This window comes from Cystobacter fuscus (assembly GCF_002305875.1).
In the GTDB taxonomy this organism is placed as follows: Bacteria; Myxococcota; Myxococcia; order Myxococcales; family Myxococcaceae; genus Cystobacter; species Cystobacter fuscus_A.
Window position 1 is genome coordinate 7266814 of the sequence record NZ_CP022098.1, and the last position, 23573, is coordinate 7290386.

Below are 23573 nucleotides of genomic sequence, written 5' to 3' on the forward strand. Positions count from 1 at the left end.
GGCGCGTTCAGGAGGATGCGCGACCCTGGGAGCGCTCGCAATCGGCGAAGCGCCTCTGGGCCCGCGCTTTGCCCTCATCGAGGTAGGTCTCGCGCAGGTCCGGCGTCAGGCAGTCCTTGTTGTCCTGACGCAGATGTCGCTGGAGTTCAGGGATCGAGAGGAGGGTCCAGATCCTCGCGGTCTTGTCGTTGCCGGCGGTGATGAGCTGTCGGCCATCCGGGCTGAAGGCAACGCGTTGGACTGGCCCGGTGTGTCCCTGCAGAAGGAGGGGCTCGCCCTTTCCATCCACTCGCCACACGCAAGCCGTCCCATCCTCTCCCGTGGTGGCGATGCGCTGGCCGTCTGGGCTGAAGGCGGCGGACCGGATCGACCCTTGGTGCCCCTGCAGCACGAGCGGCTCACCCGTCCCATCCGCCCGCCACACCCGCGCCGTCCCGTCAGCTCCCGAGGTGACGATGCGCTGGCCGTCCGGGCTGAAGGCAGCGGAGCTGACCTGTCCCACATGCCCTCGCAGCACGAGCGGCTCGCCCGTCCCATCCGCCCGCCACACCCGCGCTGTCCCGTCATCTCCCGAGGTGACGATGCGCTGGCCGTCCGGGCTGAAGGCAGCGGAAATGACCTGTCCCACATGCCCTCGCAGCACGAGCGGCTCGCCCGTCCCATCCGCCCGCCACACCCGCGCTGTCTCGTCAGCTCCCGAGGTGACGATGCGCTGGCCGTCCGGGCTGAAGGCAGCGGAGATAACTATTCCCGCGTGTCCCCGCAGCACGAGGGGCTCGCCCGTTCCATCCGCCCGCCACACGCGCGCCGTGCCGTCCCACGAGGCGGTGACGATGCGCTGGCCGTCCGGGCTGAAGGCGGCGGATTGCACCCGTGCCGCGTGCTCTCGCAACACCACCGGTTCACCCGACCCGTCCGCCCGCCACACGCGCGCCGTGCCATCCCACGAGGCGGTGACGACGCGCTGCCCATCCGGGCTGAAGACGGCGGAGGTGACTGAGTCCACGTGCCGCCGGAGCACCCTCGGCTCCGTCGGGCCTTCGGCCCGCCACACGCGCGCCGTGCCATCCCACGAGGCGGTGACGACACGCTGCCCATCCGGGCTGAAGACAGCGGACATGATCAGCCCTTTGTGCCCTTCGAGCACTACGGGTCGGCCCGTTCCATCCGCCCACCATACGCGTGCCGTGCCGTCTCCCGAGGCGGTGGCGACGCGCTGCCCATCCGGGCTGAAGACAGCGGACTGAACCTGCGCCGCGTGCCCCTTGAGGACCACGGGCTGGCCTGACCCATCCGCCCGCCACACCCGCGCCGTCCCATCGTAGGACGCGGTGACGACGCGCTGCCCATCCGGGCTGAAGACGGCGGAGACGACTTCTCTCGTGTGCCCCTTGAGGACCACGGGCTGGCCTGACCCATCCGCCCGCCACACCCGCGCCGTCCCATCGAAGGACGCGGTGACGATGCGCTGGCCCTCCGGGCTGAAGGCGGCGGAGACGACTTCTCTCGTGTGCCCCTTGAGGACCACGGACTGACCCGTTCCATCCGCCCGCCACACCCGCGCCGTCCCATCGAAGGACGCGGTGACGATGCGCTGGCCCTCCGGGCTGAAGGCAGCGGAGATGACTATTCCCGCGTGTCCCCGGAGTACGAGCGGCTCGCCCGTCCCATCCGCTCGCCATACCCGCGCCGTCCCGTCGAGGGACGCGGTGACCACGAACTGCCCATCCGGGCTGAAGACGGCGGACGCGATCGGTTTGGTGTGTCCCTTCAACTCCACGGGCTGGCCCGTCCCGTCCACGCGCAACACCCGCGCCGTCCCGTCCAACGAGGCAGTGACGACAAACTGGCCATCCGGAGAGAAGGCGGCGGAGATAACCCCCGCTTGTCCCTTCAACTCCACGGGCTGGCCCGTGCCATCCGTCCGCCACACGTGGACTGTCCCCTCCGGGCTGGCGGTGACGACGTGCTGTCCATCCGGGCTGAAACAGGCCGCGTTGAGCCCTCCTGGAGTACGGAATGTCACCTCTGGTGTGCTCCTCGCCAGGGCTCCGTGCGCGAGGGCCGCCCACCCCCGGATCCGCTCCGGCCGGCGGACTTCGAGCAGCAGCTTCATCGCCATCGCGGACTGGCCGCTCTCGAGCAACTCCCGCGACCCCGACATCAAGGACTGGTTGCGGGCCCGCTCCGTCTGCGCCAGCGCCCACAACAACAGGCCCCCCATCACCAAGGCCACCGTCAGTGCCACGACGGAGATGAGCCGCAACCGACGCCAGCGGGCCCGCTCCTGCTCGAGTTGCCGCCGTGACGCCTCGTCCCGCAGCCGCTCCCGCCGCAGCTCGAAGACCTTCCTCGCCAGCCAGTCATGACCGAGCTCGAAGTAGCGGCTGCCGTGGTGCTCTCCGGCCAGCAGCACCGCGGTGCCCTCCAGGGTGGTCAGCACCCGCTCGGCCTGTCCCGGCGGAAGCGCGGCCTGGGCCTGCCGCTCCGTCAGCAACGTCCGGCTGCCATCGCTGGCCACCAGATGCTCTTCCAGCAGCCGCCGGGCATCCGCCGCCAGGGGCCCCAGCCCTTCCAACGTCGCATCCAGGTAGCGGTGCAGGATGGGCTCGGCCGCCACCGGCCCCCGCACCACGTTCCCGGCGGCACGCTCCTCCCAGAGGGCGCGGCAGACGATCTGCGCGAAGGCGGCCTGTACCTCCGCCTCGTCCGTGTCGTCCTGTCCTGGCACCCGGACCTGAAGCATCAGCTCCCGCAGCTCGTGCGGGGGCCAGTGCTGCGCGGGAGTGCCGGAGGCCGCCAGCCTGCGCGCCACCTCCGCCATCTCACGCACCGTGAGCGGGCCGAGCCGGCAGCCGTGCTCCAGCAGCTCCGCCGCGCCGCGCAACCGCTCCCGGAAGCGCCCCAGGTAGTCCTCGCGCAGCAGCAGCGCGAGTTGCAGTCCCCGGATGGGGCCGCGGACCAGGCGCACCAGGCCCTCGAGCAGTGCGTCCGTCTGTTCCGGGTCGCGTCCGGGAAGGAGGAGCTGCTCGAGCTGATCCAGGTAGAGCAACACCGGCCGGTCCGAGCGCCGCTCCGCCAGCCGCACCGCTTCCTCGAGCGCCTCGTCCGGGCGCATCCCCGCGGGCACCGCGCCAAGCCCCAGGTCCGCGAACATCGCCTGGACGAGCCACTCGAGGGGTGAGTGGCTGGCCAGCCAGCCCTCGACGTGGACCCCGCGGAACTCATGCTTCTCCTCCAGCAGGGGAATCACTCCCGCCCGCATCAACGAGGACTTGCCCGCTCCCGAGGGTCCGAAGAGCACGAAGCAGGGCCAGGAGAGGATGCCTTGCACCAGCCTGCGCGTGGACTCCTCCCGGCCGAAGAAGCGGTTCCGCTCACTCGCGCGGTAGGGCTGGGGTCCCAGGAAGGGATTGGCAAAGCCACTCATCCCTTCCCCCCGTCCGACAGCGCCTCGAGCCAGGCCTCCAATTCCGCATCCGTCGATTCGAGCGCCCTCACCCCGGTCCTTCCAGGCAATCCCCTGCCCTCCTCCCACAACTCCTGCTCGCGGCTCCTGGGATCGAGCACGGCCATGCTGCCGCGCATCAGCGTGCGCCTGCCGAAGAGCTGGTAGAGCAGCATCCGGTGGCTCCAGTCCAACATGGACATCCCGGTGAGCAGGAGCGGACGCAGGCTCAGGGCGCTCTGGATGGGCTCGACGAGCTCGAAGGGCAGCAGGCTCGACAGGCCACGGACGCCCAGCAGGTAATCATCCTCGGTGATCAGGGGATGGCTGAAGAGGTGGGCCGGCAGGTAGCCAGAACAGAGCCGGAGCACCACCACGTCCCGCTCGGTATCCAGTTCGCTCGGGACCTTGCGCAGCCGCTCCCAGCGGACGCCGCCCGCCTCGCGCCGCATCATCACGGCGTGTCCGTCCGCGTTCGAGGAAGGCTGGAGGACATAGAGCGTGAGCCGAGGATGCTGCTCGGCGATGGCCTGCTCCAACACGGGCAGGCGCAGCAGGGTGATGTGCACCCCGGTCCCGAGCCGCCGTGCCAACAGCCGCACCAGGGGAGGCATGAAGTCCGCCTGGCCGAATACTTCCTGGAACTCGTAGTCGAGCTCCTCCTCCCCGATGCGCAGCGCGAAGTGCTGCGCCAGGGTGCTCAGTGGCAGCTCATGTGGCACGGGGAGCGCCTTCTGGGTGAGCTCGCCCTGAAGCCGCTCGCGCAGACCTTGGAAGTCGGGCGCCTCCTCCTCCCAGCGATTTCCCAACAGCAGCGTGAAGGGTTGCTCCAGCAGCCGCCCCAGGGCGGGAGGCGGGGGAGACGCCTCCGTCCGTGCGGCCACGGGGGGTGGAGGCAAGACCTTGCGCGCCTTGAAATCGAACAGCACCGGATCGCGTCCGCGCAGGTACAGCACGGGGGAGAACGCCTCGGCGCTGCCCTCCAGCTCCGCCAGGACGCTGCGCCGGGCCTCGTTGAGGCTGAGCGCCACGTCCCCCTCCTCCCGGGCCGCACGCGTGAGCGCACGGTAGAACGCACGCGAGCAGCGAAGGGCCACGTCCGCCCTCACCGGCCAGAGGTAGGCGACGACGGCATCCGCCGCGGTGCGCGCCAACAGCTCCGCCGCGCTCGCCAGGGGGCCAGGGCTCGCTCCCTCACAGGCCTCCAGGACGATGAGCCGCAGGGGGCCCTGGCTCCACGCGCCATGGAGCTGCTGCGCCAGCAACTCCACCGGCACCCAGCGCTCCGCGTCCTCCTCGTCCGCCAGCCGCAGGACGGGTCGGCCCTCGTGCACCCCCCCATGTCCGATGAAGTGGAGGATGTGGGGCTCGGGCTGGCGCCGCAGGCGTTCGAAGAGGGCGGCCTCGCGGGACCTCGGACCCGTGAGGGGCTCGAGCCACTCGACCTCGCCCGAGGCGAGACTCTCGTGAAGCGTCCCCTGCAACCGGGAGAGGGCCTGCGGGTGCAGCGGCGCGATGGCGAGCAGCCGCACCGCGCCCCGCACCTCGCGCGGTTGCCAGGGCTCGGGCGAGCGCACGCCTCGCACCGGCAGGAGGCTCGCCGAGTTCCCCAGGAACTCGAAGTCCCTCCCGGGCTCACAGAGGGCCTCCCAGGGGAAGCCTTGAAGGTCCGCATCCTGGAGCATGAGCCGCAGCAGGACGGGCCCTCCACCGGAGGCCTCGCGCAGCCGTGCGAGCACCGCCTGGAGCTCTCCCTGGAGGAGGGCCCGGTGGAGCGCCTGGACCTGCCGTGCGAGCTCGGGCTCGAGCGGCATGCCTTTCTCGGCCGCCGTCTTCAGGCGCCCGGTGAGCGCATGCAACGCATCCACATCGAAGCCGGGGCCGAGCAGGTGCACCCCGGGCTGCTCCTGGCGACAGCCCAGCCCTCGGGCCCTCAGCCCGGCACCACTCCGCTCGACGTCGATTTCCAGCCAGTTCCTGGCAGAAATGAAATCCTCCCGGGTGCGCTCCTTCAGGGAGAGAACACACGGGAAACCTGTGTCGCCCGCGACGCCGGCGGAACGGTGTCCAGGGACCTGCCTGGCCGAAGAGCAGCCGATGAATCGAGGCGTGGCCCGTGGCCAATCGGGACACGCCTCCCCACGGCGGAGCCGGAGAACGCCGGCACCCGCCGCGCCTGGACGGTGGGAGCGCCGCTCAGGCCTTGACGTCCGCCGCGACCTTCATGGAGACGATCTTGTCGGGATCCACGACAGGCTCGCCGCGCTTGATCTTGTCGACGTTCTCCATGCCCTCGATCACCTGGCCCCAGACGGTGTACTGACGGTCCAGGAAGGACGCGTCGTCGAAGACGATGAAGAACTGCGAGTTGGCGGAGTTGGGGTTCTGCGCGCGCGCCATCGAGCACGCACCGCGACCGTGATTGGCGCTGCTGAACTCCGCCTTCAGGTCCGGCTTGGAGGAGCCGCCCATGCCGGCGCGGCCCGGGTTGAAGTCGGGGCCGGTGGACTTGCCGAACTTGACGTCACCCGTCTGCGCCATGAAGCCGGAGATCACGCGGTGGAAGACGACGCCGTCATAGGCGCCCTCGCGCGTCAGCTCCTTGATGCGGGCCACATGGTTCGGAGCGAGATCGGGGCGGAGCTCGATGACGACCTTTCCCTTGGTCGTCTCCAGGATGATGGTGTTTTCCGGATCCTTGATGTTCGCCATTTTTCCTTCCTTCTTTCGCGCGGTGGTCATCGGACGCGGTGCGCACGCGGATCGTGGGCGCCGAGTCGGCGACCGTCGCACTTTGTCGATCGCCCTCGGGTTTGTCGACCCGTTCCATTCCGTTCGACGCGAGGTGTCAGGAGGAGTACCTCGCCGTGCCCCGTGAGGAGCCCCGCGTGCCGCACGTGGTCGCGCGCCCCTGCCCTCCAGGTAGCATCCGCCCTCCTACCCGGGAGGCTTCGGCTTGTAGTGGACTGTAGCGGAGCTTCACCGTGAGACTCCGGGCGCGCCTGGAGCGGGAAGACTGACACGGTTGTGAAATCCTCGGGGACGGCCCACGATGTGGACCGTTTTTTCTCTTGGAGCTACCGATGATCAAGATTGGTGACGCACTGCCCGCGGTGACACTGCAGGAGTACTCGGAGGTGGAGGGCAATGGTTGCAGCATCGGCCCGAACCCGGTGAACGTGACGCAGGCCGCGGCGGGCAAGACCATCGCGGTGTTCGCCTTGCCGGGTGCCTTCACGCCCACCTGCTCGGCCAAGCATGTGCCCGGCTTCCTCCAGAAGGCGCAGGACTTCAAGCAGGCCGGTGTCGACGAGATCTGGTGCGTGAGCGTCAACGACGCCTTCGTCATGGGCGCCTGGGCGCGCGACCAGAAGACCGATGGGAAGATTCGCATGCTGGCCGATGGCAGCGCGGAGTTCGCCAAGGCCATGGGGCTGAGCCTGGACCTCTCCGCCCGGGGCATGGGCGTGCGCAGCCGCCGCTACTCGCTCCTGGCGAAGGACGGCAAGGTGGTCAGCCTCAATGTCGAGGCACCCGGCGAATACAAAGTGAGCGATGCCGACACCCTGCTGACGCAGCTCGGGGCCTGACACGGCCCGCGGGTCACGCGCGCCTGGAAGGGAAGACAGGGCCGCCCTCCCCCTGTCTCCCCGCTCCGCCGCGAGCTGTCCCTCAGCGGAAGCCTCGGCCCCGATGAGGGACATGCGACCACGCCCTGGGCGCCCTCGTGCACCACCTCACGGCAGCAGTTGGATGTCGTCGAGGAAGAGCGTGCCCTGATCCTTGCCGGATTGATCCTGGAAGTAGATCTCCTGGAGCAGCCGGCTGCTCGCGCCCAGGGAACCGAGCGGGATGAGGACCTGCTCCCAGACGCCCGGTTTGATGGCGTGGCCCAACGCCACGTCGAGGCGCATGCTCCCCAATTCGGTCGAGCCATCCTCCTTGAGCAGCACCCGCACGACCTGTCCGCCCGTGGTGCCCCCATGCACCCAGAACGACAGGGTCTTGTAGAGGCTCAGGTCCACCCGCGTGGTGGTGTTGAAGAGGAGGGCCTTCCAGGAATCCGGCTCGAAGGAGATGGCCGACGCGCCCGAGTGGACGAGCTGGGTCGCGGCCAGGTTGCGCGTGGCCCAGCTCCGGTCCTTGAACGTGGTGTGGAGGCTGTCCGCGTAGAGGGTGAAGGCGGACGTCGTCGGCGGCTCCGTGGGAGGAGTCGTGGGCGGCGGCGTGCTGGAGCGCAGCAGCCGGATGTCGTCGAAGTACACCGTGCTCTGGTTGGTGCCCGTGTCGTCCTGGAGGTAGAGGTCTCGCACGGTGCCCGTGGAGGACAGGCCGATGGAACCCAACGGGACGATGACCTGCTGCCAGGTACCCGCCTGGATGGCGTGGCCCAGCACCGTATCCAGCCGCACCGAGCCGAGCTTCTGCGAGCCATCGTAGGCCAGCAGCCGCACGCCCTGCCCTCCCACGGTGCCACCATGCACCCACAGCTCGAGGGACGTGTACTGGGACGCGGGGAGCCCCGAGGTGTGGTGGAGATAGACGGCGTTCCACTTGTTGAGCTCGGCGGAGAGGGACGCCAGGCCCGTGCGCACCACGGTGCGGTCGTCGAGGTTGTGCGGGGTGTAGCTCCAGTCCACGAAGCCATCGCCCAGGGCATCGGCATAGACAGACGTGTCGCCCGAGGCGTCGCCCGTCGACCCATCCATGCGCGCCCGACCCTCGGAGACGGTGACGATGTCCACGTTCCTCGCCTTGACGGCATCGAGGATGGCCGCGAAGTCGGCGGCGCCATACTCCGTGGACGTGCTCGCCGTGCCGGTCACGATCTGGTGGAAGGTGAGGATGAGCCAGCTGCCGTCAGCGGCGGCGGCGTCGATCCACGAGCGCACCGTGTCCAGCGTGACGCCCGCGTGCACGTCATAAGAGCGCAATTGCAGGATGTTCGAGTCCTTGAAGTTCTGGCCTCCACTCACCGTGCGGTGGCTGTCGTAGGACTTCGAGATCGTGCTCAGCACGCTCGGGTTGTAGGCGCCGTAGGGCGAGGCGAACGAGGGCACCGCGAGCAGTCCGAACTGCGACTTCAACCAGGCCTGCGAGTCGTGCAGCTCGATCTCCAGGGCGTTGGCGGTCAGGGTGGTGAGATCCGGGTGGGTGATCGTGTGGGAGCCGATCTCATGGCCCTCGGTGATGAGCGTCTGCACCTGCGGCACGGTCACGTATCCCGAGAACCCGCCGCGGATGTTCTGGGTGATGAGGAAGTAGGTGGCGGAAATGCCGCGGGCATTGAGGGCCGGGCGCGCCGTCGTGTACTGCGAGCTCAGGCCGTCATCCAGCGTGATGCTCACCATGCCTCGTTGAAACGGCGTCGAGCCCCACGCCGGGCCCATGCTCACCAGCAGGGCCATCACGAGCCCCCGCAGCACTCCTCGCACGACAAGTCGTCCACTCATGTGTCTTCCTCACGATGAAATCCCCCCTTGAACTGGTCCCCTGCAACAAGATGCATCCCTCCATCCTCGCGGGTTCCCGCTGGCGGGTTGGAGAGACATCGCCACGGAGCGGCTCACCCGACGTCGGTCCTCTCCGGATATTTACTCCGGCCCGGCGTCGGTGGTCCTCTCCGTCACTTCCTCCGCACGTCCTGGTGCGCGGGCTGGATCGCATAGGCCCCCGTGCGCGAGTCCACCGTCACCCGAGGGGGGCGGCGGGTCTGCTCGAAGAGGCGCCACCCCGGCTCCAGCCCGCGCCAGAAGGCGCGCAGCTCGGGGGTGGCCCCGGGTTGCGACTCCAGGGCCTTGAGGCCCTCGGCGTCCAGCCGGCGGGGGAAGATGTGGAGGGGCACATCCCGCTTCATGCGCGCGCGCGCCTCCAGCACCATCAGGTACAGCTCCTCGATGGGGCCATCCTCGATGGCGATACAACCGATGCTCACGCAGTTGCCATGCACGTAGATGGCCCCGCCCAGCGGCCGCTGCCCCAGCCGCCGGTCCGACTCGTTGGGGTAGCTCACCCGCATGGACAGGTGGAAGTTGCTGTAGGGGTTGAACTGGTCGAGCGTGTAGAAGCCCTCGGGCACCTGCAGGTCTCCCTCACGCCGCTTGGGCCCCACCACCCCCGAGGCCGCGCAGACGGGGTACGTCTTCACCCGGCGCAGGGGCTGGCCCCGGGCACCTCCCCACACCTCCAATTGGCGCTCGTGCTTGAAGGCGCGCACGAATAGCTCCTCGGGAGGCCAGGCCACCCCCGCGTCGCGGAAGGCCTTGACCACCACGGCCGTCTTGTCGCGCCGCGCTCGATCCACCCGGTCCGCCGCCCCCGCGGGCAAGGCCCCCAGCACCAACAATCCCCACAGCCACAGTCGTCTCATCCACAGTCGTCTCATCATGGCCGCGTGGACACCCGGGGTCGCCCATCCGTTCCGCCGAGGCCCATTCCTCGAGTCTCCAACACGCGGGCCGGGGCCCCCGTGGACGTCGGTCGCTCTGGGTTCAACGCATGGAGTCAAGATGACCGGATGAGGGCGAGGCGCTGGGCGTAAGAAACGACGTCCTGCTCCGGTTTGACGGTGGGCGGCGGTCCCGGCATCCTCGCGCGCGAGGTGCCGCCGATGTTCGAGTACAGTCCAGCCTGGCCACACGGAGCGCTCGAGGCTGTGTTCCCCGAGGTGTTCGTCGTCGTCGGGACCAACAAGACGTCCCATGCTGGCGTCGACTTGCAGACCAGCCGGACGATGACCGTGGTCCGCGAGGCCGGCGCGCTGACGCTGCTCAACACGGTCCGCCTCGACGACGACGGACTGCGCGCGCTCGAGGGCCTCGGCGAGGTCCGCCACGTCGTCCGACTGGGAGCGTTCCACGGCCGCGACGACCCGTTCTACTGCGACCGCTACGGCGCGACGCTGTGGGCTCTGCCAGCGACGACCCACGCCGACGGCCGCGCGACCGGATGCCCTCTGGCCGAGGGCGGCCCGCTCCCGTTCACGAACGGCTCGGCGTTCGTGTTCGCGTCGGCGCGCTTCCCCGAGGCCGCGGTCCTGCTCGCCCGCGAGGGCGGCATCTTGATCACCTGCGACGCGATCCAGAACTGGACGCACGTCGACCGCTTCTTCTCGCCGGAGTGCGGGGCGATGTTCGCCGCGCAAGGGCTGATCCGCCCCGCGAACCTCCCATCGACGTGGATCGGCGCCTGCCAGCCGCGCGCGGACGACTTCCGCCGCCTGCTCACGCTGCCGTTCCGCCACCTGATCAGCGCCCACGGCGAACCGCTGCGCGACGAGGCCCACGCCCGCATCGCCGCGAGCGTCGCCACGGCGTTCCCGGGTGGATGAAGGAGGCCTTGCTCAGGAGCGGGCGCAACGAGTCCGTTGCCCGCTGGGGCCCAGCGCTATTCGGTGTAGACCGCGACGGTCGCACTGCACGCCGTGTTGCCGGCGCAGCCCACCCGGATCTGGTAGTACCCGGCGGAGGGAACGGAGTAGACGAGCTCGGCCGCGCTCGCGCAGGGCTCTCCCGCGTTGTCGTTGTTCGCGACCTCGGTCGTGTAACCGCCGTTGCTCTGCTGGAAGAGCCGCAGGAGGGTGTCCCCACTGGCGCTGGCACCGAGGGCCGTGGCGCCGCAGGTGCTGACGCGGACGACATCTCCTCCGTTGAAATAGTACTGCTTGTTGAAGGTGTTGACGGTCGCGTCGCGGGTGTTGCGCAAGCTGGGAGCGGCGAAGGTCGCCTTGCGGCGCGAGAGCGCGATCGTTCCCGAGCAGGCGCCGACATCGAAGCATCCCGCCCGGAGCGTGTAGATCCCCGCGGCCGGGGCCGTATAGACGATTCTGGAGCCCATGGAGTCCAGTCCACAGGCTTCGGAGTCATCGTTGGCGGCCACCTGGACCGATGAACCGTAGAGGCGAAGGTAGGTATCGCCCGTGAACGCGCTGTCGGTCAACCCGCAGGTCCCCAGCATGATCGTCTCCCCCTTGACCAGGGAGATCTCACTGCTCGCCGAGTTGTGGGGATCCTGCGCGCTGTTGGTATTGAAGGCGCTGTAATCGAAGAACGCCAGGCTGCTCTTCACGGTCCCTGGCCCCGGGTCTTCCTCCTGGGATGGCGCCACGGCCCCCCCACAACCCGTGGTCAGCAGAAACACTTCAAGGATGAACAGGCGGCGCATCATGACAGTCCCTCGGTGATGGAGAGCCTTCCGGCCCTTCGTTATCAGCACCCGTGCGAAGCCAGGGGATCACGGCAGGTCATTGCAACTGCCTGGGACCTGCTCCTTGCGGAAGACCTCGATGCCATTCCACGTGCAGACAAAGCTCCGGCTGGGATTGTTCGCGGCGTTGAGGGCGCAGTTGTCCAGCGCGTACTGGCAGGGGATGTTGTTGGTCGTGATGAAGTTGTGAGAACCGCAGATGTAGCCCCGGTACGTGCCGGTTCCCGAGGAGACCTGACAGACGAGCGGATTGCAGGCCCCGGCGGCCACCTCCTTGCGGTAGACGAGCCGATCGTTCCACGTACAGTAGAAGCTCGTCCCGGGATTGGCCTCGGCCTTGCGCGTGCATTTACGGAGCGCCGCCTGACAGGAGACGCTCTCGGTGGTGATGAAGTGGAACGAGGTGCCGCACGTATAGCCCTTGTAGGTGCCCGGACCCGTGGCGCCCGCGCAGGGATCCGCGAGCGCGGGCTGCTCGGGAATCAAAGCCTCTCCCAGCCTCGCGCCGCTCATTCCCTGGTTGTCCAACGGCGCCTCGGAGTGACAGCCCCCCAGGAGGGCGGCCAATGACAAAACGACGGCGGCGCGATGCGGTGTCGGCATGGGTTGTCTCCTGGTACAAGCGAATGAATAGCACCAGGCCCCGCGTACACCCCTCTGTCCCGGAGTGCCTGCCGTCGTTGGTTTTGAGTCATTCACGCGCGGAACGGCCCGCGCGGCGGGCGTCTCACCTCGCTGGCCGGCGCCTGTTACGAGGCCTCGCCCAATTCTTGTCCGCGATGGCCACCAGGATGAGCACGAAGGACAGCAGCCGGATGAGATACACCACGAGGACGTGCTCGTTCTCGCCGTTCCTCAGCAACACCATCATCACCCGGTGCAACGCCATCATCCAGAAGGAGGCGGCGAAGAACCCGAAGAAGCGATCCCCCGTCTTCCTCCAGAAGCGGAGGAAGAACAGCCCCGCGACGAGGCACAGACCCGAGGTCATGCCAGAGAGGAAGTCGTTCATTCGGAATCCCACACGAGGCCATACACCAGGAGCGCGAGCGCCAGGAACCCGGACAGGTTGCGGAACAACAGCAGATCCCCGCCGGGGAGGATCAGCTTGTCCAACACCAGCAACGCGTTGTTCACCGCCAGCCCGACGAAGCACAGGCTGCTCCACAACAGCAGGCGCACCCGGTTGCGGGCATAGCCCCGCAGGAGCAGCACCGCGCAGGCCAGGCTCGTCACCGCGCACAGAAGGAAGACCGCGTCAGCCATTGTCATCCCCCTTCTTCCGCAGCCGGAAGGCGTCGGCGAAGGTTCGAATCTTGTCGACCGGTTTGGAGAAGATGAGGTTGATGACGGTCACCCGGCGCGTGGGATACGCCGTGGCCAGCCCGCGCACCGCCGCATCCAGCGCGGCACTCGCCGGACCGTAACGGTACCCGGGCTCGCTCCCGTCGGCCCGGGCCAGAAACCCGTCGTAGGTCAGGTCCTCCAGCCGTTCACCCGCGGAGATCGGGGAGATCCGCAGCTCGCGAGCCACCGACTCCGCGTTCCAACTCCTGTCCGGGTGCTGCAACAACAGCAGGAGAATCTCCAGTTGCTCCACGGAGTCGATGTTCTCGGCGATGAGCCGCTGGACATCCTCGGGAAGATCGCCAGCCCCCAAAAGTCATCCCACCCTTTCTCCCCACGAGCCTGGAGCGAAGGCGCATTCCACTCCCTCCACTCAGCCCCGGGGCAGGACCACGCTGAACGTCGTGCCCTCGCTGCCCGTGGACTCCACCGACAGCCCCCCTCCATGCAGCCGCGCCAGCTCCGAGGCGATATACAGCCCCAGTCTTCCCGTCGAGCCCTGGGCCCGGAAGGGCTCGAAGAGCCGCTGCCGCTCCTCGTCCGTCAGCTCCGGCCCTTGATCCCTCACCCGCATCGTCACCATCGAGGGCGTGGACTCCACCTCCACCCGGACCTCGCCCCCATGCCGTCCCGCCTGCTCCAGCAGCGCGTCCAGCATGCGCTGCACGCGCTCCGGATCGAAGCGCAGCTCCACCGGCTCGCCCGGCACCTGCACGTTCCAAAGCACCCCGGGCTGGCGCTGGCGCGAGGTCTCCCACGCCTGACGCAACCGGGCACCCAGGTCCGCCATCACCGGCCGCAGCGTCACCGCGTGCGCCACCAGGTGCGCCGCTTCCTGGAAGTCGCGCGTCAGGCCCTCCAGCGTCCGCAGGTGCTCGCCGAGCCGTTGCAGCGCGCCGCCGTCCGCCCGGCCCTGCTCGCGCAGCCGCTCCAGCTCGGAGCGCGCCGAGGACATCGGCCGCGCGAAGCCCTCGGCCACCCAATCCCCCAGCCGCTCCACCGCGGACGTGCCCTCCAACGGCTTGGGCTTGGGCGCATGAGCCAGCGCCTTGCGCACCAGCCCCTCGAAGTCCGTGATCTCGAAGGGCTTGTGGAGGAAGGCGTAGGCCTCGGGCGCGCCGTGGGGCAGCACCGCGCTCAACAGGATGATGGGCACCCGGCCCAGCAACTCGTCGCCGCGCATCCGTCGGCACAGATCCAGGCCGCTCAGGCGCGGCATCATGTGGTCCGTCACCACCAGTTGGGGCCGGCGCGCGCGCGCGAGGCTCCAGGCCTCCTCGCCATCACGCGCCTGGATCACATCGTGACCCAGGTCCTCGACCACCTGACTGAGAACCTCGAGCACCGCGGGCTCATCGTCCACCACCAGGACGAGACTCATAGGCCCCCCATCCAGTCAGGCGCCCCCCCCACCCGTCCAGCCCCGTTTTGGGGAATGCCGCTATCATTGCGGAGTTCCCGACATTCAACGGGCGGCCCGCCTCCCGCGGGCGTCCGTGCAACAGAGGAGACCAAGGACGTGAAGACGACCCAAGCAGTGCGCAGGGGCCTGGGGATGCTCGCGGTGCTGGCGGTGGTGGGAGGCGAGGCCCGGGCGGATCTGGCCCGGCGGCGCAACGAGGTGGTGGAGGTGGTGCAGAAGGTGTCCCCCGCCGTCGTCTTCATCGGGACCGAGCAGGAGGCGGAGTCCCCGTTCCGCGGACGGCGCTCCATCATGGAGGAGTTCTTCGGCGCGCCGCCGCAGGCCCAGCGCACCCAGGGGCTGGGCAGCGGGGTGCTCGTGGACCCCAGCGGCGTCATCATCACCAACGATCATGTCATCCGGGGCGCCTCCGCCATCCACGTGGTGCTGGCCGACGGGCGTGAGCTGGAGGCCGAGGTGGTGGGCAGCGACGCCAACAATGATCTGGCCGTGCTCAAGGTGAACTCCAAGCAGCCCCTGCCCGCGGCGAAGCTGGGCACCAGCGCGGATCTGATGATCGGCGAGACGGTGGTGGCCATCGGCAGCCCCTTCGGGTTGAGCAAGACGGTGACGTCGGGCGTGGTGAGCGCCACCGGCCGCACCTTCAAGGCGGACGGGCGCACCTACAACGACTTCATCCAGACGGACGCGGCCATCAACCCGGGCAACTCGGGCGGGCCACTGCTCAACGTGGACGGCGACGTCATCGGCATCAACACGGCCATCTTCGCGAGCGCCCAGGGCATCGGCTTCGCCATCCCCGCGGACAAGGTGCGCCGCATCATGGACGAGCTCACCCGCTTCGGAAAGGTGCGCCCCGCCTGGGTCGGCCTGGAGGTGGAGGGGCTGTCGCCGCGGCTGGCCCGGCAGCTCGGCTGGGATCGTACCTACGGCGTCGTCGCCCGGGAGGTGGAGCCGGGCAGCCCCGCCGAGCAGGCGGGCGTGCGCCGGGGCGATGTGCTCGCCGAGATGGGCGGCTCTCGCATCTCCGACGCCGAGGACTACGTCACCCGCGCCCGCGGCTACCCCGCGCGCGCCGCCTTCCCCCTCGTCGTCTTCCGCGATGGCGAGTCGAAGACACTCCAGGTGACCCCCGTGGAGTTCCCTCCCCAGCTCGTGGAGGCGCTGGGATGGAACCGGCTGGGACTGCGGGTGAAGCCGGTGCGTGGCGCCATGGCGGTGCAGTCGGTGCGTCCCGGCTCGGCGGCGGACGAGGTGGGCCTGGAGCCGGGGGATCTCATCACGCGCATCAACAACCAGCCCACCACCGAGCCCGCGGCCTTCCAGGAAGCGCTCCTGTCGGCCCGGGGCAGCCGCAGCGTGTTGCTGCTCGTGCGGCGCGGACGTCACGGCTACCACGTCACCCTGCCTTTCTAGGCAGGGGCCCTAGCGAAGCCCGGGTCGGGACCTCTAGCATGGGGCTCCAATGAATTCGGTTCGCTACCATTCCCTGGGACCTCTTCTCTCGGGAGAGGGTTCGCGGGCCTTCCTCGGGCTCGCGCTCGAGGAGGGCCGGGCGCCCCGGCCGGTGGTGCTCGTGTGGGCACCGCCCGACGTGGCTCGGGACGCGGAGCTGTCCGTGCAGCTCCAGCGCGAGACCCAGCGCGCCTCCGCGCTCGAGCACCCCAACATCCTGCGCGTGCACGGCCTGGCCCAGCTCGAGCCCGGCCTGGCCCGTATCACCGAGTTCGCCAACGGCGAGTCCCTGCGCCGGGTGCTGGAGGTGCGTCCGCGCATGCCCCCCGCCTTCGCCGCGCTCATTGCCTCGGACGTGGCCATGGGGCTGCACTACGCGCACCTGGCGGGCAACGACGATGGCACGCCGCTGGTGCACGGGGACGTGCGGCCGGAGACGGTGATGGTCTCCTTCAATGGCGTGTGCAAGGTGACGGGCTATGGCGCCCTGAGCGTCGCACCCCGTGAGCGCACGGGCCGGCGCGTGCGCAACCGCCGCAACTACAGCGCCCCCGAGCAGCTCAACGGCGGCCGGGGGGCGATGACCCCGAGCACCGACGTGTTCCTGCTGGGCCTGCTGCTGCACGAGTGCCTGTCGGGGCACATGCCCTTCCACGACGCGCCGGATGGGGATCAGGCCGTCCTCACCGCGCAACTGCCTCCCCTGCCGGCGGATGTGCCGCGCGCGCTCGCCGCGGTGGTGACGCGCGCCACCGCCAAGCGCGTCCACGAGCGCTACGCCAACGCGCTCGAGTTCCGCGAGGCCCTGCTGGCCGCCGTCGATGGCGTCATCCCCCCGGCCAGCGTCTTCGCCGAGTTCCTCTCCCAGCTCTTCCCGCCGGATCGCGATGCGCGGGCCACACGGCACCAGATGCTGGAGATGGGACTGGCGGAAGTGGGACGCCGCGCCTCGCCCGTGAGCGCGGGAGCGATGCTGGCCGTCACGGCCCCGCCACGGCGGCCCTCGGGTGCCACGGCGGCCCCGCCTCCTCCCACCGAGCCGGGGCCCGAGATCGACGTGAGCACCGACTTCGTGGACGTGCCCTTCGAGAACGAGGACGCGGACGCCGTGGACTCGGTGCTGGAGATCACCGGCCGGCATGCCCGTCCCGGAGTGGCGCGACCCCTGCCCCGCGAGGAGCCGGAGCCCACTCCCGCCCATCCGCGGCCCCTCCCTCCTCCCCCCGCTCCGAAGAAGAAGCAGGCCCCGGCGCCCGCGCCGCACAAGCCCCGCTCTCACCTGCCCCTGATCGCCGGCGCGCTGGCCATCGCGTCCGCCGTCGTGGCCACGGGAGGCTTCTTCGTGTGGAGCACGCGCGAGCGGGTGCCTCCCGCCGCGCCCAAGGCCTCCCCTGTCGCCACCGCCGCGCCCTCCGCGCAGCCGCAGGCCGAGCCCCCGCCAGAGGCGACGGCCCAGGCTCCGACGCCCGCCGAACCGGCCCAGGCACCGGGCGCGCCCTCGGACACGGTCCCGGCCGTGGCCACCGCGCCAGACACCGAGGCACCCGCGACCTCGGACTCCGAGGTGCTCACCGCGGGCACGCAGCCCTCGCCGCCCGCACCCGGGGACTCGGGGGCACCCACGGCCGAGAGCGCTCCGGTGACCACCCGGCTCAAACTCTTCGTGCTGCCCGAGGTGGAGGTGTCGCTCGGGGGCAAGCCGCTGGGCCATACGCCCCTGACCGTGCCGCTGCCGCCCGGTGAGCACACGCTGGAGTTGAGCATCCCCGCCAAGGGCGTACGCACCACGCGTACCCTCACCGTGAAACCCCAGGGCATGACAACCGAGCGCTTCCTGTTGGGCCGGGGCTCGGTGCAGGTGAACGCGCCTCCGGGCGCCGTCATCCTGCTCGACGGACACAAGGCGGGGCGCAAGCTGTCTCCGTGGGAGGGAGAACATCAGCTCGTCGTCACCTCCGGGGAGGGCCGCTGGGAGAAGACCTTCCGGCTGGAGCCCGACCAGCAGTTGACCTTCGACGCGACGCCCACGACGCCGTGACACGCCGAGGCATGGACGGTGGAACTGGAAGATTCCGCCCTGTTTGACAGCAAACAGGCTGCTCCTCTATAGGTTCGAGCACCCAAGAGGGGGTAGAGACCATGCGGATGTGGAAGCTCGGCGCGTATGTGCTGGCGCTGATGGCAGTGGCTTGTGGTGGAGCAACGGAAACCGAAACACAGACGCCGGAGACGGAGGGCGCGTTGACGCTCCCCCTGACGGCGACGAGCGCGGATGGCAAGGTTTTCAAGCTGGTGGGCGCGGCGTTCGAAATCATGGGCCCCCAGAACGTTCTCGTCACGGACACGTCGGCGGATACCGTGAGCGTGCCGCTCGCCATCGGTGCCTATTCCATCCGGCTGCACAGCGGGTGGCAGTTGGAGCGCGCGAATGAGCCGGGCCAGCGGGTGCAGGCGGAGTTGATCTCACCCAACCCCTTGTCGTTCTCCATCGAGAAGGGAGCGACCTCCAAGGTGCGTTTCCTGTTCAAGCTGCAGGGCGAGGGAAGCGCGGACGTGGGCATCCACGTGGACAGCGGAGGCTTCATCTCGGGCGAGATCGAGTTCCAGGGCGCCTCCTCGGATCCTCGGGATGGCCCCCTGTTCGAGCCGCTGGTGGGACAGACGGTGCCCTTCACCCTCAGCTTCGAGTCCTCCACGATCAGCAAGTCGACCGATGGCGTCGTGCGCCGGCTGCACGTGACCACGGGCCCCGTCACCTTGCAGTTCGGAGGAGTGCCTTCCGAGGCCCTGACCAGCCGCGTCGCTCCGGCCTTGAATGGCACGACGGCCGAGTTCATCCTGGAGGCCACGCCCTATGGAAGGGTTCGCTTCCTGGGCCTTCGCCTCGGGATGGGTGCCAATGGCACTCCGGATCGCCAGTTCGTCTTCAACCTGCGCGAGCAGGATCTCCTCGAGTCCGTGCTCGACAACGAGGGCTATCCCGCCGCGAAGCCCTTCCAGGTGAACTCGATCGTCTCCATCCAGACGACCTCTTCGAGCAGCCGGGTGGATGGCCAGGGATTGTTCCGCATCACGCCGTACTGATGGGTGAAGTGTCCACGAAGTTCTTGGACATGGTCACGAGGGGGAGGCACGAACTCCCCACTCGTCAGCCGGCGCACTGCACACCATGCGCTCCCGCCTGGGGGAGGTGAAACTCAGACTTCCTCGTCTGGCAGGAGTGTGCACAGTAGCGCATCGTCGGGACCAAGCGGGCGCCAGCCAGGCGGCGGCGGCTTGGCGCGGAGTGTTTCCCTCGCCTGCCTGACACGCTCCTCATGGGTTTTTGGGGCGAAGGCAGCCCACGAGCCGAGCGCCATGGCGACCTTGAAACGGTTGGCATCATCCACAACGGTTGGCCAGCCGTCAGGGAGACACTCGGAAAGCTCGCGGACGAGCACATCGCGCACGAATCGTGTGACCTGGTGACTCCGCTCCGCCTCGGCGAGCAGTTCGCTCAACACCTGCACGCCTGCGACGTCTTCCTCGCCCAGCTCATCTGCCAGTGCCAACACCGGTACGGCGGGGCGGGCGTTCGCAAAGGCGGTGAGCGAATCGAAACCCATTTCACGGACCCTTTCATACAAACGGGTCTTCCAATTACCTCGCCAGGCACGCCCGCCGCTCATTGCCCTCTCAAGAAAGCCAACGTGCCTTGTTCACACCCAGGCCCACGAAAGCACAGGTTCCCCCCCTACTCGCGCCTCACGCGCTCTTGCGGCGGCGGATCATCGCCTCGTACGAGCGGCCCACTCCCTGCGAGAGGATGAGCAGCTCGCCCACGTCGGGCGGGGTGAGCTGCCCCGGGCCATTGTCCACGTACAGCATGTGCACCAGCTTGCCCCGCACGAGCAGCGGCAGGATGACGGCCGTCGTCGGATAGTCCCCGGTGAGCAGCTTGTAGAAGAGTCCCGAGGCCGCGTCCCGCCTCACCGGCCCCACGTAGTGCGCTCGCGTGTCGCGCACCAGCCGGAACGTGCTCGGCCCCTGCAGGCCAATGCCCATGCGCCGCACCGCCGCCTCGCGCACCCCCTGCCCCATCCCGCGCCACCCCGTCACCAGGCTGCCCTGCACGCTCAACAACAGACACCGCTTCCACTTGCCCAGCGCGAAGCGCAGCACCGTCGTCGCCACCTGCTCGCGATCCATGCTGCGCGACAGCTCCGCCTGGGCCTCGGCGAAGGTGAGCGGCGTGTACACCTGCTCCGGCGCGGGCACCCTCGGGCGCGGCACGTCCTCCAGCTCCAGCACCGACATGCGCCGCGGCGCCTCGCGGTGCACGGGCGCCCCTGGCACGGGCAACGTCTCGGGCACTGGCACCGGGAGCGGCTCGGGCTCGACAAGCGGCTCGGGCTCGAGCACCTCCCCCTCGATGATGGCCTCGGAAACGGGCTCGGCGACCGGCTCGGGCGCCGCCTCCTCCTCCACCGTCTCCACGAGATCCAACACCGGCTCTTCCTGGCCCGCCGCCGCGCTCCCGCCCTTGAGCGCCTGGGCGTAGAGCGACTGGAACTCCTCCTCGCTGATGAGATCCTCGTTGCGCGCGCGCGAGATCTCCTGCTCTTCCGCCTGCTTCGCCCGCGAGGGCCGCACCGCGTTCATGTCGATGGAACGCATCGCGCGGAACGCCTTGCAGTAGCGCCGCAGCAACTGGTTCATCCGGAACTCGGGGATGACCACCGGCACCACGCGCTTGCCCGTCTTGAACGCCAGCGCGTCCCGCGTGGCGATGTCCCCCGGGTTGAGCATCGCCACGCTCATGCGCGTGGCGTCCACCCGCATGGGCAGGTAGTCCTTGTCGTCCGCGTCGCTCGGATCCACCAGCGCCAGCGCTCGCGGGTCCGGCACCATCTCGCCCGAGGCCGCGGACACGCCGTGCTGCTGGCCGAGCACGCGCGCCAGCTCCTGCTCGGACAGCAGGCCCAGCTCCACGAGGTTCGTCCCCAGCCGTCCACCGTGGACGACCTGGGACTCGAGCGCTTCCTCCAGCGCCCCGGGGGTAATGAGCTTTTCTTGGAGGAGCAGTTCGCCCAGGCGCATGACGGCCTGGGCTTGTAGCCGCCCGCTGGCGCTCTCCGCAAGACGCGCCAGGCGGCCATCCGCTTTCTCAGGAGATCGGATCCTCCGGGTGATGGCTGAGCGCCACCCGGTTGCCCTCGGGGTCCCGGACGTACACCGTCCAGCGCGTCTCGTGCTCCAGGGGGATGCCGGCACGCGCCAGGGTCTCCACCGCCCGGGCCCGCTCGGCCGGGGCGATGCGCAGGGCGAGCAGCAACAGGCCCGGCCGCTCGTGACGGAAGGAGCCCGCCTCGGGCTCGCCCGCCACCGCCTCCAAGGCGAGGAAGCCACCGCCGGGGACCCCGACCCACACGCTGCGCAGCGAGCCGTCCGCCCGGAAGTGGCGCTGCAGCTCTCTCAGACCCAGGACGTCCCGGTAGAAGGCGGTGACCCGCTCCACGTCGCGTACCTGGATGGCCAGATGATGGAAGCCCTGAACGTCCATGACGCGGATGCTATATGGTGCCCGGCCCCCATGGCGCGACTGCTGATCGTCGAGGATCACCCCGAGCTGGCTTCCCTCATGGTCGCCGCGGCCGAGAGCCGCGGCCATGAGGCCACGGCCGTCCATACCGGCGAAGCCGCGCTGGCCCTCGTGCGCCCGCAGGCCTTCGAGGCGGCCGTGGTGGATCTGCTCCTGCCCGACATGCGGGGCAGCGCCGTGCTCTCCGCGCTCCGGGACAACGCCATTCCCGCCATCGCCGTCAGCGGTGTCTTCAAGGGCGATCGCTTCGCCCGCGAGGCCACCGACGTGTACGGCGCGCGCGCCTTCTTCGAGAAGCCCTTCGAGTTGCTGCACCTGCTGGAGTACGTCGAGCAGCTGTGCGGCCTGGACAGCCCCCCGCCCGCCCCTCCCCCCGACGATGACTCCGACGAGGTCGTCGTCTTCGAGGACGCCACGCTCATGGAACTGGACGACGAGCCGGGCTTCGCCGTCACCGAGGAGGATGAGCCCCTCTTCGCGTCCGCCGAGCCCTCGTCCCCCGTCATCCAGGGGCTCACCGTCATCGAGGAGGCGGAGGATCCGCTGAGCGACGAGCGCCCCCTTCCTCCTCCGCTCCCACCCGCTCCGCCCCCCTCCTACGTGGAGTCCGCGCCCGCGTTCGTCCGGGAGACCCCCATCACCCTCAGGACGGTGGAGCTCGCGGGGCTCGTGGATCTCTCCTCGCTCGAGTCCCCCGACGCACGGGAAGAACCCCTCGTCCCGGAGGAGCCGCCCGAGGAGGAACTGCAGGAGCTGGAGATGCTCGACCCGGAGGAGGAGTCACCTCCGGCGTCCACCCTCCCCGTCGACGAGTACGCGACCCTCGAGGAGCCCGGGCCGGACACGGCGCCACCTCCGACCCCCGCCATCTCCTCCGAGGAGCTCCAGGCCCTGGAAGCACTCGGGACGGACGAGGGGCCGCCCCCGACCCCCGCCATCTCCTCCGAGGAGCTCCAGGCCCTGGAAGCACTCGGGACGGACGAGGGGCCACCTCCGACCCCCACCATCTCCTCCGAGGAGCTCCAGGCCCTGGAGACACTCGGGCCCGCCGAGGAACCGCCTCCCCCCGGCCCCTCCGCCGAGGAACACCGGGCCCTGGAGGCACTCGGGCCCGCCGAGGAGTCTCCCCCCACGTCCGTCGTCTCCTCCGAGGAGCTCCAGGCCCTGGAGGCACTCGGACCCGCCGAGGAGCCAGCCCTCCCCGAGCCCTCCATCTACGATCTCCCCCCACCACGGGAGTCCTCCGCCGAGCCGCTGGAGCCCGAGCCCGGACTCGCCCTGCCCTTCGGGGAGCGCGAGAAGGTGTGGAGCAAGACGACCAGCACCGCGCCCCGGACGCGCGCGCCCCCCGCCTGGTCGCTCTCCGGAAACCTCAAGGACACCAGCGTCCCCCGCCTGCTCAACGCCTATTACGAGGCGCGCCACAGCGGAGAACTCAAGCTGCGGCAGGGCACCACCCAGAAGGTCGTCTACTTCGAGGCCGGGCGGCCGGTGTACGCCGCCTCCAACCTCGCCCCGGAGCGCTTCCTGCGCTTCTGCGTACGCCGCGGCGTGGTGAGCGAGGCCCAGGCCCAGGCGGCGTTCGCGCTCGCCCGGGAACAGAACCTGCGCTCGAGCGAGGCGCTCGCCCGGCTGGGGTTCGTGGACGCCCGGCGGCGCCAGCAGGTGCTCGAGGAGCAGGTGAAGGAGGTGCTCTGGTCCACCTTCTCGTGGACGGAAGGCGCCTATGGCTTCAGCGCCCTGCGCCCTCCCAGCGCGGGACGGGTGGCCCTGTCGCTCTTCCCCGGAGATCTCATCCTCGAGGGAGTCCAGCGCTCCGAGCCCCTGGTGGCGCTGCGCCAGCACATGCCGCGCTCCCGCCGGCTCTTCCCCTCGGCCGCGCCCCCCTACGCCCTGCACGAGCTGAAGTTGAAGGGACAGCAGGCCCTGCTGCTGGCGTACGCGGACGGCACCAAGACGGTGGAGGATCTGCTCACCCTCACGGATCTGCCCGAGCGCGAGGGGCTCGCCACCCTGCGGGGCCTGGAGCTGCTCGGCGTGCTGGAGGAGCGGCGCGAGGAGCCCGGCAGCCGCCGCCGCATCAGCTTCGGGCTGTAGGGCGCCCACCCGCCGCG

Annotated in this window: 20 protein-coding genes; 6 read left to right on the forward strand and 14 right to left on the reverse strand. The window is 69.6% G+C overall.

Going from position 1 to position 23573, the window contains the following annotated elements:
• Positions 1-7: 7 nt before the first annotated feature.
• From CYFUS_RS29515 to CYFUS_RS29525, 3 genes are all read right to left on the reverse strand, one after another.
• The gene (locus CYFUS_RS29515; RefSeq protein ID WP_232536883.1) at positions 8-3430 is read right to left on the reverse strand and encodes a hypothetical protein; all 3423 of its coding nucleotides are present in this window, start codon (positions 3428-3430) and stop codon (positions 8-10) included.
• Positions 3427-5343, reverse strand: coding sequence for a CHAT domain-containing protein (locus CYFUS_RS29520; RefSeq protein WP_095988264.1), 1917 nt, complete (start codon positions 5341-5343; stop codon positions 3427-3429). The genes CYFUS_RS29515 and CYFUS_RS29520 overlap by 4 nt, the downstream gene beginning before the upstream one ends.
• Positions 5344-5644: 301 nt before the next feature.
• Entirely contained in the window at positions 5645-6160 is a 516-nt protein-coding gene (locus tag CYFUS_RS29525) for a peptidylprolyl isomerase (RefSeq protein ID WP_095988265.1), read from the reverse strand.
• A gap of 371 nt (positions 6161-6531) precedes the next feature.
• On the opposite strand from CYFUS_RS29525, the gene CYFUS_RS29530 reads away from it, so the two are divergent.
• The gene (locus CYFUS_RS29530; protein WP_095988266.1) at positions 6532-7038 is read left to right on the forward strand and encodes a peroxiredoxin; all 507 of its coding nucleotides are present in this window, start codon (positions 6532-6534) and stop codon (positions 7036-7038) included.
• A gap of 147 nt (positions 7039-7185) precedes the next feature.
• Here the strand turns inward: CYFUS_RS29530 and CYFUS_RS29535 are convergent, their stop codons facing one another.
• Together CYFUS_RS29535 and CYFUS_RS29540 are read right to left on the reverse strand one after the other, a co-directional pair.
• Positions 7186-8901, reverse strand: coding sequence for a polysaccharide deacetylase family protein (locus CYFUS_RS29535; RefSeq protein ID WP_095988267.1), 1716 nt, complete (start codon positions 8899-8901; stop codon positions 7186-7188).
• Positions 8902-9074: 173 nt separating this feature from the next.
• Positions 9075-9818: a L,D-transpeptidase family protein gene (locus tag CYFUS_RS29540; RefSeq protein ID WP_095988268.1), complete on the reverse strand. Its 744-nt coding sequence runs from the start codon at positions 9816-9818 to the stop codon at positions 9075-9077.
• A 198-nt stretch (positions 9819-10016) separates the two neighbouring features.
• On the opposite strand from CYFUS_RS29540, the gene CYFUS_RS29545 reads away from it, so the two are divergent.
• The gene (locus tag CYFUS_RS29545; protein ID WP_232537842.1) at positions 10017-10778 is read left to right on the forward strand and encodes a hypothetical protein; all 762 of its coding nucleotides are present in this window, start codon (positions 10017-10019) and stop codon (positions 10776-10778) included.
• Between the two features lie 56 nt (positions 10779-10834).
• Here CYFUS_RS29545 and CYFUS_RS29550 read toward each other — a convergent pair whose 3' ends face one another.
• The 6 genes from CYFUS_RS29550 to CYFUS_RS29575 form a co-directional block, all read right to left on the reverse strand.
• Complete coding sequence (locus tag CYFUS_RS29550; protein WP_157758734.1) at positions 10835-11515, reverse strand: hypothetical protein; 681 nt, start codon at positions 11513-11515, stop codon at positions 10835-10837.
• 165 nt (positions 11516-11680) lie between these two features.
• On the reverse strand, positions 11681-12256 hold the full coding sequence (locus CYFUS_RS29555; RefSeq protein WP_157758735.1) for a hypothetical protein: 576 nt from the start codon (positions 12254-12256) through the stop codon (positions 11681-11683).
• 124 nt (positions 12257-12380) lie between these two features.
• Positions 12381-12665 (reverse strand): DUF5985 family protein, encoded by a 285-nt coding sequence (locus CYFUS_RS29560; protein ID WP_095988271.1) that lies wholly within the window; start codon positions 12663-12665, stop codon positions 12381-12383.
• Positions 12662-12919 carry a DUF5985 family protein gene (locus tag CYFUS_RS29565; protein ID WP_095988272.1) on the reverse strand — a complete coding sequence of 86 codons (258 nt, stop codon included), beginning with the start codon at positions 12917-12919 and terminating at the stop codon, positions 12662-12664. Before CYFUS_RS29565 ends, CYFUS_RS29560 begins: the two co-directional genes overlap by 4 nt.
• Entirely contained in the window at positions 12912-13313 is a 402-nt protein-coding gene (locus CYFUS_RS29570) for a hypothetical protein (protein WP_095988273.1), read from the reverse strand. Before CYFUS_RS29570 ends, CYFUS_RS29565 begins: the two co-directional genes overlap by 8 nt.
• Before the next feature lie 60 nt (positions 13314-13373).
• The gene (locus CYFUS_RS29575; RefSeq protein ID WP_095988274.1) at positions 13374-14381 is read right to left on the reverse strand and encodes an ATP-binding protein; all 1008 of its coding nucleotides are present in this window, start codon (positions 14379-14381) and stop codon (positions 13374-13376) included.
• Positions 14382-14555: 174 nt separating this feature from the next.
• On the opposite strand from CYFUS_RS29575, the gene CYFUS_RS29580 reads away from it, so the two are divergent.
• The 3 genes from CYFUS_RS29580 to CYFUS_RS29590 all read left to right on the forward strand — a co-directional run bounded on the left by CYFUS_RS29580 (position 14556) and on the right by CYFUS_RS29590 (position 18962).
• The gene (locus CYFUS_RS29580) at positions 14556-15839 is read left to right on the forward strand and encodes a trypsin-like peptidase domain-containing protein (protein WP_095988275.1); all 1284 of its coding nucleotides are present in this window, start codon (positions 14556-14558) and stop codon (positions 15837-15839) included.
• A 49-nt stretch (positions 15840-15888) separates the two neighbouring features.
• Complete coding sequence (locus CYFUS_RS29585; protein ID WP_095988276.1) at positions 15889-17916, forward strand: serine/threonine protein kinase; 2028 nt, start codon at positions 15889-15891, stop codon at positions 17914-17916.
• A 101-nt stretch (positions 17917-18017) separates the two neighbouring features.
• Complete coding sequence (locus CYFUS_RS29590; protein WP_157758736.1) at positions 18018-18962, forward strand: hypothetical protein; 945 nt, start codon at positions 18018-18020, stop codon at positions 18960-18962.
• Between the two features lie 113 nt (positions 18963-19075).
• Here the strand turns inward: CYFUS_RS29590 and CYFUS_RS29595 are convergent, their stop codons facing one another.
• The 3 genes from CYFUS_RS29595 to CYFUS_RS29605 form a co-directional block, all read right to left on the reverse strand.
• Positions 19076-19546 carry an NUDIX hydrolase gene (locus CYFUS_RS29595; RefSeq protein WP_095988278.1) on the reverse strand — a complete coding sequence of 157 codons (471 nt, stop codon included), beginning with the start codon at positions 19544-19546 and terminating at the stop codon, positions 19076-19078.
• Positions 19547-19622: 76 nt separating this feature from the next.
• Positions 19623-20957 carry a general secretion pathway protein GspE gene (locus CYFUS_RS29600; protein ID WP_095988279.1) on the reverse strand — a complete coding sequence of 445 codons (1335 nt, stop codon included), beginning with the start codon at positions 20955-20957 and terminating at the stop codon, positions 19623-19625.
• A gap of 67 nt (positions 20958-21024) precedes the next feature.
• A complete protein-coding gene (locus CYFUS_RS29605; RefSeq protein WP_095988280.1) occupies positions 21025-21420 on the reverse strand; it encodes a VOC family protein in 396 nt (131 codons plus the stop codon).
• A gap of 30 nt (positions 21421-21450) precedes the next feature.
• Between CYFUS_RS29605 and CYFUS_RS53100 the strand changes: the two genes are divergently transcribed.
• Positions 21451-23556 carry a response regulator gene (locus tag CYFUS_RS53100; RefSeq protein ID WP_232536884.1) on the forward strand — a complete coding sequence of 702 codons (2106 nt, stop codon included), beginning with the start codon at positions 21451-21453 and terminating at the stop codon, positions 23554-23556.
• Positions 23557-23573 lie beyond the last annotated feature (17 nt).

Excerpts from the sequence above, each read along its gene's own strand:
- CYFUS_RS29585 (WP_095988276.1), top strand. The coding sequence starts at position 15,889 with ATGAATTCGGTTCGCTACCATTCCCTGGGACCTCTTCTCTCGGGAGAG.
- CYFUS_RS29560 (WP_095988271.1), bottom strand. The coding sequence starts at position 12,665 with ATGAACGACTTCCTCTCTGGCATGACCTCGGGTCTGTGCCTCGTCGCG.
- CYFUS_RS29530 (WP_095988266.1), top strand. The coding sequence starts at position 6,532 with ATGATCAAGATTGGTGACGCACTGCCCGCGGTGACACTGCAGGAGTAC.
- CYFUS_RS29515 (WP_232536883.1), bottom strand. The coding sequence starts at position 3,430 with ATGAGTGGCTTTGCCAATCCCTTCCTGGGACCCCAGCCCTACCGCGCG.
- CYFUS_RS29525 (WP_095988265.1), bottom strand. The coding sequence starts at position 6,160 with ATGGCGAACATCAAGGATCCGGAAAACACCATCATCCTGGAGACGACC.
- CYFUS_RS29565 (WP_095988272.1), bottom strand. The coding sequence starts at position 12,919 with ATGGCTGACGCGGTCTTCCTTCTGTGCGCGGTGACGAGCCTGGCCTGC.
- CYFUS_RS29575 (WP_095988274.1), bottom strand. The coding sequence starts at position 14,381 with ATGAGTCTCGTCCTGGTGGTGGACGATGAGCCCGCGGTGCTCGAGGTT.
- CYFUS_RS29555 (WP_157758735.1), bottom strand. The coding sequence starts at position 12,256 with ATGCCGACACCGCATCGCGCCGCCGTCGTTTTGTCATTGGCCGCCCTC.
- CYFUS_RS29590 (WP_157758736.1), top strand. The coding sequence starts at position 18,018 with ATGCGGATGTGGAAGCTCGGCGCGTATGTGCTGGCGCTGATGGCAGTG.
- CYFUS_RS29600 (WP_095988279.1), bottom strand. The coding sequence starts at position 20,957 with ATGCGCCTGGGCGAACTGCTCCTCCAAGAAAAGCTCATTACCCCCGGG.
- CYFUS_RS29535 (WP_095988267.1), bottom strand. The coding sequence starts at position 8,901 with ATGAGTGGACGACTTGTCGTGCGAGGAGTGCTGCGGGGGCTCGTGATG.
- CYFUS_RS29580 (WP_095988275.1), top strand. The coding sequence starts at position 14,556 with ATGCTCGCGGTGCTGGCGGTGGTGGGAGGCGAGGCCCGGGCGGATCTG.
- CYFUS_RS29540 (WP_095988268.1), bottom strand. The coding sequence starts at position 9,818 with ATGAGACGACTGTGGCTGTGGGGATTGTTGGTGCTGGGGGCCTTGCCC.
- CYFUS_RS29595 (WP_095988278.1), bottom strand. The coding sequence starts at position 19,546 with ATGAGCGGCGGGCGTGCCTGGCGAGGTAATTGGAAGACCCGTTTGTAT.
- CYFUS_RS29605 (WP_095988280.1), bottom strand. The coding sequence starts at position 21,420 with ATGGACGTTCAGGGCTTCCATCATCTGGCCATCCAGGTACGCGACGTG.
- CYFUS_RS53100 (WP_232536884.1), top strand. The coding sequence starts at position 21,451 with ATGGCGCGACTGCTGATCGTCGAGGATCACCCCGAGCTGGCTTCCCTC.